The following is an 8,367-nucleotide window of genomic DNA, read 5'->3' on the forward strand; positions in this document are numbered from 1 at the left end:
TGTGGGGGGGGGGGGCGGGGGGCCCCCCCCCCCCCCCCCCTCCCTTTTTTTGCGCGGGGGGGGGGGGTGGGGGGGGGGGGGGGGGGGGGGGCGCCCCCCGCTCCCACAATCCCTGCGGTGTTGATGTGTTGCCTTGGAAAGGCCCTTGCCGAGCATGGCTCGGCACTACCTGGTTCCGTTCAGGCTGGTTCGTTGGGGATCAGCATGCTTTCCAGCTTGGTGATGCAGTCGCGCAGCTGCAGCTTGCGCTTCTTCAGCCGCTTGGCTTCCAGATCGTCGTCAGGGTTGGCGGCCAGGCGCGCGATGTCTTCGTCCAGGCTGCGGTGTTCGGCGCGCAGGACGGCGATGCGTTGGCTGATCTGCTCGGGGGTCATGGTCTCCACGGGGATTGAGCATACACGTTGCCGCCAGCCACGTGAGGGACCCCGCCGACCCGGTAGAATGGCTGGATGAGCGCTGTCATTTCCCTGCCCGATCCCGCCCCGCGGGCCCGTGATCCGCACGTGGCCGAACGTGAACACCAGAAACTCGGCAAACGCCTGCGTCACCAGGTAGGCCAGGCCATTGCCGACTTCGGCATGATCGAGGCCGGCGACAAGGTGATGGTCTGCCTGTCCGGCGGCAAGGACAGCTATACCCTGCTGGATATCCTGCTACAGCTGCAGAAGAAGGCGCCGGTGCCGTTCGAGCTGGTGGCGGTGAACCTGGACCAGAAGCAGCCGGGTTTCCCCGAGCATGTGCTGCCCGAATACCTGGCCTCGGTAGGCGTGCCGTACCACATCATCGAACAGGACACCTATTCGGTGGTGAGCCGGGTGATCCCGGAAGGCAAGACCATGTGTTCGCTGTGCTCGCGCATGCGCCGTGGCTCGCTGTACACCTATGCCGAAGCCAATGGCTTTACCAAAATTGCGCTGGGCCATCACCGCGATGACATGGTGGCCACGTTTTTCATGAACCTGTTCCACCACTCCAAGATTTCCGGCATGCCGCCCAAGCTGCGCAGCGACGACGGCAAGCATGTGGTGATCCGCCCGCTGGCCTATGTGCGCGAAGCGGACATCATCGAATACGCCAACACCCGCCAGTTCCCGATCATTCCGTGCAACCTGTGCGGCAGCCAGGAAAACCTGCAGCGCAAGCAGGTTGGCCTGATGATGAAACAGTGGGAAAAGGACACGCCCGGTCGCATCGAGCAGATCTCGCGCGCGCTGGGCGATATCCGCCCTTCGCAGCTGGCCGATCCCAAACTGTTCGATTTCATGGCGCTGGGTCGCCGTGAAGACGCGCCGCAGTCTGATGCGCAGGCATGGCTGGACGGCGAAGACCAGAGTGCGCGGAGTGGTAGCGTCTGACCTCCGGCACCACTCCAATTTCCTGGTGGCATGGCTTGCCCATTCCCCTATCCCGATTCCCTATTCCCGGCTCCTAATTCATGTTTTTCAAGAACCTCACGCTGTTCCGTTTCCCTACCTCCATTGATTTCTCCGACGTCGACACGCTGCTGCCGCAGGTGGTGCTCAAGCCGGTCGGCGCGCTGGAAATGACCTCGCGCGGCTTCATCTCGCCGTTCGGCCGTGAAGAAAAGATCCAGTTCTCGCACCGCATCGGCGATGCGCTGTGGCTGACCGTCGGCGGTGAAGACAAGATCCTGCCCAGCGTGGTGGTCAACGACCTGCTGCAGCGCAAGCTGGAAGAGATCGAAGAGAAGGAAGGCCGCAAGCCCGGTGGGCGTGAGCGCAAGCGCCTGAAGGACGACCTGCTGCACGAGCTGCTGCCGCGCGCCTTCGTCAAGAGCTCGCGCACCGATGCCTTCCTCGACCTGCAGCACGGCTACGTCGCCGTCGACAGTTCCAGCCGCAAGACCGGCGAGAACGTGATGAGCGACATCCGCGGCATGCTCGGCAGCTTCCCGGCGATGCCGCTGAACGCCGAAGTCGCACCGCGCGCCATCCTGACTGCCTGGATCGCCGGTGAGCCGCTGCCCGAAGGCCTGAGCCTGGGCGAAGAATGCGAGATGAAGGACCCGGCCGAAGGCGGCGCGGTGGTCAAATGCCAGCATCAGGAACTGCGCTGCGACGAGATCGACAAGCACCTGGATGCCGGCAAGCAGGTCACCAAGCTGGCGCTGATCTTCGAGGACAACCTGTCCTTCGTGCTTGGCGACGACCTGATCGTGCGCAAGCTGAAATTCCTCGATGGCGCGCTGGACCAGCTCGAGCACATCGACGAAGAAGGCCGCCGTGCCGAACTGGATGCCCGCTTCGCCCTGCAGAGCGGTGAAATCCGCCGTCTGTTCCTGCTGTTGGAACAGGCATTCAAGCTGAGCAAGGCTGATAGCTGAACCCGTTGCTGACCTACCCGGTTTCGTAACCGGGTAGGGACTATGCTGGAGCCATGGTTAGTCTGTTCCGCCGCCTTGTTACGCCCGCCGCGCCGGTGATCCAGCGCGATACGGTGCGCCTGCGTCTGGACGATGCCGAGATCGAAGTGCTGCGCGTGCGTGATCCGCGCGCACGTCGGCTCAAGCTCAGCGTGGACGAACGCGGTGCACGGCTGACCATGCCGCTGCGGGCAAGCCTGGTTTCCGGCGAGCGTTTCCTGCAGGCCAACCGGCAATGGTTGCAGCAGCAGTTGGCGCGGCTGGGTGGTGATGGTTTGCTGGCACCTGCACTGCGCCTGCGCGAGCCCGGTGTGCTGCCCTTGCGCGGTGAGTTGTTGCCGGTGCAATGGCAGGAAGGGCGGTTTACCCGCATCGAGGCGGATGCGGGTGTGGTGACGATCCAGCTGCCGGCGCGTGCAGGCGAACCGGCGTTGCGGCGCGCGCTGCGCGAATTCTATGAAGTGCAGGTGCGCGCCGATGTCGGCCAGTGGCTGCCACGTTATCTGCCGGGTTTGGCGCGTGCACCGTCACGGCTGCGGCCCAAGGTGATGTCCTCGCAATGGGGCTCGCTGGCGCCGGATGGTTCGATGGCCCTGGATCTGGCTTTGGTGTTGGCGCGGCCGTCGGCGTTTGAGTACGTGCTGGTGCACGAGCTGTGTCATCTGCTGCAGGCCAATCATTCGCCGGCGTTCTGGGCGGAGGTGGAAGCACGTTTTCCAGCGTGGCGCGATGAGCGTGATTACCTGCGTGAGGAAGGCCGCAGGCTGAAGAGCACCTTGCATCAGCTGCTGCGCGCGCAGGGCTGAAGCCAAAGCAGGCCACTGTAGTGCCTAGCCATGCTCGGCAGGGGCCTTGCCGGCAAGATCAAAAGCGCCCCCTCATCCCAACCCTCGCTCCGCGCCCCGGCCCTTGCGCTGGCGCAAGGGCGTTCGATGGGCAGCGAACCTGTGGTTCGCAAGCTGCCCCTCTCACCCCGCAAGCGGGAGAAGGGCTCAAGCAGTAGCAACAGCCAAAAGCCAAAATCCAAAAGCCCAAAGCCAAAAGCCAAAAGCCAAAAGCCAAAAGCACCCCTCCCCAACCCTCCCCTCGCCTGCGGCAAAGGGAGGGGGAAGAGCGGACGCTGCAGGCGTCGAAACAGCCGCCAAGTGCAGTATCCATCCCCTCCCTTTGCCGCAGGCAAGGGGAGGGCTAGGGAGGGGTGCCTTTGCTTCTGTTTTTGCTTTTTCGTCCGATTTTGTTCCTGCTACAGCTGCAGCAACTCACCCCACCCGGCGCATCACCTCAGCCGCACCACCGGTCGAATAGCGAAACACCGAAACCGCCTCCGCCAACGCACTCGCCTGCTGCTCCATCGAACGCGCAGCGGCACTGGCTTCTTCCACCAAAGCAGCATTCTGCTGCGTGGTTTCATCCATCTGCACGACGGTGTGATTGACCTGTTCAATGCCGGCCGACTGCTCCTGCGACGCCAACGCGATCCGCGCGACGATATCGCTGACCTGCTGCACCGAGTCGACAATCTCACCCATCGTGCTGCCAGCCTGCGCAACCAACGCTGCGCCATCATCCACCTTGCTCATCGAGTCGCCGATCAGCTCCTTGATCTCGCGTGCGGCGGTGGCCGAACGCTGCGCCAGGCTGCGCACTTCCGACGCTACCACTGCGAAGCCGCGGCCCTGGTCACCGGCGCGTGCGGCTTCCACTGCCGCATTCAAGGCGAGGATGTTGGTCTGGAAGGCGATGCCGTCGATCACGCCGATGATCTCGGCAATGCGTTTGGACGACAGCTCGATAGCGCGCATCGTCGCCACCACCTGTCCAACCACATCGCCGCCGCGTGCGGCGACATCAGCAGCGCCCACGGCCAGCTGATTGGCCTGGCGGGCCGAGGCCGCGTTCTCGCGAACGGTCGACGTCAGCTCCTCCATTGATGCGGCGGTTTCTTCCAGGTTGGCGGCCTGCTGCTCGGTGCGGCGCGATAGATCGTCATTGCCAGCCGCCAGCTCATGCGCTGCACTGTTGATCGTCAGCGAGCACTGCTTGATCTGGCCGACAATGCCGGTCAGGCGTTCGGCGGTGAGGTTGGCATCGATCTTCATTGCCTCGAAGTCGCCGGCGTAGTCACCTTGCACGCGGTGGTCCAGGTCACCGGCGGCCAATGCGGACAGCATCGTGCGCAGCTCGCCGGTGGTGGTCGAAACCACCTCCAGCAACTGGTTGATGCCGGTGGTAAGTGTCTGGATGAAGCCGGCCTCGCTTACCGACTGCAGGCGCTGGTCGAGTGCGCCGGCCGAGGCGGCGGCAACGATGTTGGCCACGCTGTTTTCCAGCAACAGCTCCTGGGTGCGATCGTGCCATTCCACCGCGAAGCCGCTGCGGCTGCCGTCGGCGTTGAATACCGGCGTCACCACCTGGCTGAAGTGCACCGGGCCGATCCTGATCTGGCCATTGTGTACGCTCTTGAGTTGGTCAAGCATGCCGCGGATGCGCGCCGGGTTGGCGTGGAAGCGGTGGATGCTGCTGCCAACCAGGGTGTCGACGTTGAAGTCAGGGAAGGCTTTGCGCAGCGTTTCCTGCTGGTTGCGCAGCAGCGCGACCACCGATCGGTTCACATAGCGGATGATGTGCTCGTTGTCTGCGATCATCATGCCGGTACGCGATGCATCCAGCGAAGCGCGGATCTGGCTGTTTTCGTGATGCAGCGCGGCTTCCTGCTGGTGCTTCTGCTCAAGCTGGGTGCGCATGCGCAGCACGCCATCGGCCAGGGTGCCTGCTGCGAAGTTTGCTTCACCAGCAATGGCGTCGCTGCTTTCGCCGTTGGCGATTGCGTCCACCATCGCGCGCAAGCGCGTGGGCGCTGCGCCCAGGGTCAGTACCTGGCGGCGCAGCTGCACTGCCATCGCGCTGATGAAGGCGGTTTCGACCACCACGTACAGCGCATGCAGCAGCACGATGTTGAAGCCACTGCCCGCAGCGAAGGCGCGCACCGGCAGGCCGCGGGTCTGCAGCCAGTAGAAGGCCAGGTGATGCACGCTGATTGCGGCAGCAGCAACCACCACCGGGATCCAATCGCGGTAATACAGCAGCAGTGCGATCACCACGAAGACGCCGAAGTGCATTTCCAGCAGGCCATTGGCCTGTTGGATGGTGGCCGCCACCAATGCCATCAGCACCAGGGCAACCGTCACCCGGCTGAGCAGGCTGCCCGGCGCCAGTTTGATCTGCACTGCCATCAGTGCCAGCGACGGCAGGCTGACCGCGTAGAACGGCAGCCATTGCCCCGACCACAGTGCCAGCGCCAACGAGGCCAGGCCGAGGATCAGGCCGAAGTACAGGAACAAACGGTCCGCCGCGCAGGCCAGCTGCGTGTAATAGGCGTCGGGAGGTGGCGTCGTGGCGTGGGGGCGAGCGGACATCGGGAACTCCGGTTCAGCAGGAACAGCGGGGAGGAAGGAATAAAGGTGGGTTGTGTTCGACCAGCAGTGCAGGCGGCCAGCTGGCCAGTGCTGCATCGCTGCGGCCACAGGCCAGCGCGGAAGGCTGCAGGGGGCCGGCATAGAGCGGGTTGCCATCGGCGGCCAACAGCAGCAGCGCATGGGGGGCAACTGTGTTCAGTGAGATGGCAAGCCCGCCTTGTGTCTGCAACGCGGCGCTGATCTGCTGCCAGGCCTGCTCGTCTTGCTCGCAGGTGCAGCCGGGTGGGTCCAGTCGGATAGCCAACGGCGCGGTCGTTGCCGGCAGCTGTCCCCGCGCACGCAGTCCATCCACCAGCGCCGTGATCGCAGCTTCGTCAGCGGCGGGGCGGTGGCCAAGCGCGGCGACGCTGGTCGTGGTCCAGCCCAGCCAGCAGGCGAGCAGGATCAGGCCGGTGACGACACCGGGCCGAAGGGCGGGGCGGGGGGGCATGCGATGGTGGGACGCGCAGCACCCGTTGCGGGGCTGCGGGACATCTTCTCGATTACGGCAATGCCGGGGTTATCGGCTGCCGCGCTTACTACTGAAGCCGATGCTCTTGGCATCGGCTCCCATATTCAGCTCGCGTCAGGCAATGCCGCGATGAAGTCTCGGATGATCGTGGCGACTGCCTCGGGGTCATCCATGTGCACATGGTGATGACCGGGCAGGGTATGCAGGCGGCCATCGGGCAGCAGCGCTGCGCGCTGGCTGCGTTCCGGCTCCGGGAAATAGGCCTGGGCCGGGGTGGCGTAGATCACCTGCACCGGACACTGGATGGCGCTGACCACATCGCAGACCTGTTCTTCGGTCATGCGCACCGCGGTGGGCAGCATCAGCCGCGGGTCGCTACGCCAGCTCCAACCACCGTCGACGGGTTTGACCCCGCGTTCGATCAGCAGCCGTGCCGAGGCCTCGCTGAGCTGGTTGACCATCATTCGTGCGCGTACCGGCGCGCTCAGGTCGGGGAATACCCGCAACTGCTTGGCGTCGAGCTTGAGCATCGCGTCCACATAGGTACGCAGCCGCAGCACGGTTTCGCCCGCCGGTGCGGTCAGCCCGCCGAGTGCCTCGATCGACACCAGTGCCTGCACCCGCTCACCGGCCACGGCGGCGATCAGGCTGGCAATCGCCGCGCCCATCGAATGGCCGAGCAATACGAAACGGTCCCAGCCCAGCGCGTCGGCAATGGCCAGGGTCTGCACGATGGCGTGCGGCGTTGTGTACGGCGTGGTCAGCGGCAGGTGGTCGCTATAGCCATGGCCGGGCAGGTCGACCATGGCCAGATCCAGCGTTGGCAGCTGTGCGGCCAGCGGCAGGAAGCTGGCGGCGTTGTCGAGCCAGCCATGCAGGGCAAGGACCTTCAGGCCATCCGGGTTGCCGGCGCGCAGGCCGGCGACGCGGATGCCATCGAGCTGCAGTTCAAATGGGGCTGCGTTCATGCCGGTTGCGCCGCCGCCAATGCTGCCAGCGCGCTGGCGTGGGCAGTGCTGTCGTTGAGGCAGGGAATGTAGCGCATGCGCGCGCCGCGTTCGGCCAGGGTTTCGGTGAAGCCCATCTGCACTTCTTCCAGGGTTTCCAGGCAGTCGGTGGCAAAGCCCGGGCAGACCACGTCCAGCGTCTTGATACCGCTTTCAGCCAGTTCCCACAGCCGCGGTTCGGCATAGGGCTGCAGCCAGCGTTCGCGGCCGAAACGCGATTGATAGGCCAGCTCCCACGCATCGTTGGCCAGACCCAGCGCTGCGGCAATGGCCTTGGCGCTGGCTTGGCAACGCTGCGGGTAGGGATCGCCGGCATCGGCCAGGCGCTGCGGGATGCCATGGAAGGAGAACACCAGCTTGCCGCCGCGGCCATGTTTGGCCCAGTAGTCGGCAATGGAGGCGGCGACTGCGGCGACCCAGGCCGGGTCATCGGCGTAGTCGCGGATGGTCTGCACCGTCACCTTGGGGTTGCGCGCCTGCCATTGCTGCACGCGGTCTTCGATGGAGGCGGTGGTGGTGGTCGAGTACTGCGGATACAGCGGCAGCACCACGATCCGCTGCACGCCTTCGGCAGCCAGGGAATCAAGCGCCGACAGCATGGCCGGTTCGCCGTAGCGCATGGCTTCGCGCACCCGCCATTGTGGCAGCTGCTGTTGCATGGCCTTGGCCAGGCGATGGGTGTAGACCGCCAGCGGCGAGCCTTCGGGCAGCCACACCTGCGCGTACTTGTGTGCCGAGCGACCGCTGCGCAGCGGCAGGATCAGCCCGTACAGCAGCGGCTTCCACAGGAAAGCGGGGATCGACACCACGCGGGGGTCGCTGAGGAATTCCGCCAGATAGCGCCGCACCGCAGGAGCAGTGGGGGTTTCGGGCGTGCCTAGATTGACCGCGAGCAACGCGGTGGAGGGGGCGTTGGACATCCGGCCATTTTCGCAGGTATGGGCGGAGAAGGGAGCGCTGCGGGTTTGGTGTATTGGGGGGGGGGGGGGGGGCGGGGGGGGCGCGGCCGGGCGGGTCGCAGCCGACGGCCCGGGAGCGAGAGGGCCCCCA

8 protein-coding genes are annotated in these 8,367 nt (G+C 65.2%); 3 read left to right on the top strand and 5 right to left on the bottom strand.

Annotation, left to right across the window (positions count from 1 at the left end; all coding sequences use genetic code 11):
• Positions 1-179: 179 nt before the first annotated feature.
• Positions 180-374, bottom strand: coding sequence for a YdcH family protein (locus tag ACVOLV_RS21605; protein WP_481514344.1), 195 nt, complete (start codon positions 372-374; stop codon positions 180-182).
• Between the two features lie 75 nt (positions 375-449).
• Between ACVOLV_RS21605 and ttcA the strand changes: the two genes are divergently transcribed.
• The 3 genes from ttcA to ACVOLV_RS21620 all read left to right on the top strand — a co-directional run bounded on the left by ttcA (position 450) and on the right by ACVOLV_RS21620 (position 3,189).
• Positions 450-1,355, top strand: coding sequence for a tRNA 2-thiocytidine(32) synthetase TtcA (gene ttcA / locus ACVOLV_RS21610; RefSeq protein WP_481556149.1), 906 nt, complete (start codon positions 450-452; stop codon positions 1,353-1,355).
• 80 nt (positions 1,356-1,435) lie between these two features.
• On the top strand, positions 1,436-2,344 hold the full coding sequence (locus tag ACVOLV_RS21615; protein ID WP_282269426.1) for a recombination-associated protein RdgC: 909 nt from the start codon (positions 1,436-1,438) through the stop codon (positions 2,342-2,344).
• A 53-nt stretch (positions 2,345-2,397) separates the two neighbouring features.
• Entirely contained in the window at positions 2,398-3,189 is a 792-nt protein-coding gene (locus tag ACVOLV_RS21620) for a M48 family metallopeptidase (protein WP_481556150.1), read from the top strand.
• A gap of 453 nt (positions 3,190-3,642) precedes the next feature.
• On the opposite strand, the gene ACVOLV_RS21625 is transcribed toward ACVOLV_RS21620, so the two are convergent.
• The 4 genes from ACVOLV_RS21625 to hemH form a co-directional block, all read right to left on the bottom strand.
• A complete protein-coding gene (locus ACVOLV_RS21625; protein WP_481556151.1) occupies positions 3,643-5,799 on the bottom strand; it encodes a methyl-accepting chemotaxis protein in 2,157 nt (718 codons plus the stop codon).
• Between the two features lie 13 nt (positions 5,800-5,812).
• On the bottom strand, positions 5,813-6,289 hold the full coding sequence (locus ACVOLV_RS21630) for a hypothetical protein (protein WP_481556152.1): 477 nt from the start codon (positions 6,287-6,289) through the stop codon (positions 5,813-5,815).
• A 125-nt stretch (positions 6,290-6,414) separates the two neighbouring features.
• On the bottom strand, positions 6,415-7,278 hold the full coding sequence (locus ACVOLV_RS21635) for an alpha/beta fold hydrolase (RefSeq protein WP_481556153.1): 864 nt from the start codon (positions 7,276-7,278) through the stop codon (positions 6,415-6,417).
• Entirely contained in the window at positions 7,275-8,237 is a 963-nt protein-coding gene (gene hemH / locus ACVOLV_RS21640) for a ferrochelatase (protein ID WP_481556154.1), read from the bottom strand. The genes ACVOLV_RS21635 and hemH overlap by 4 nt, the downstream gene beginning before the upstream one ends.
• Between the last annotated feature and the right edge of the window lie 130 nt (positions 8,238-8,367).

The organism is Stenotrophomonas sp. STEN023, from assembly GCF_056760135.1.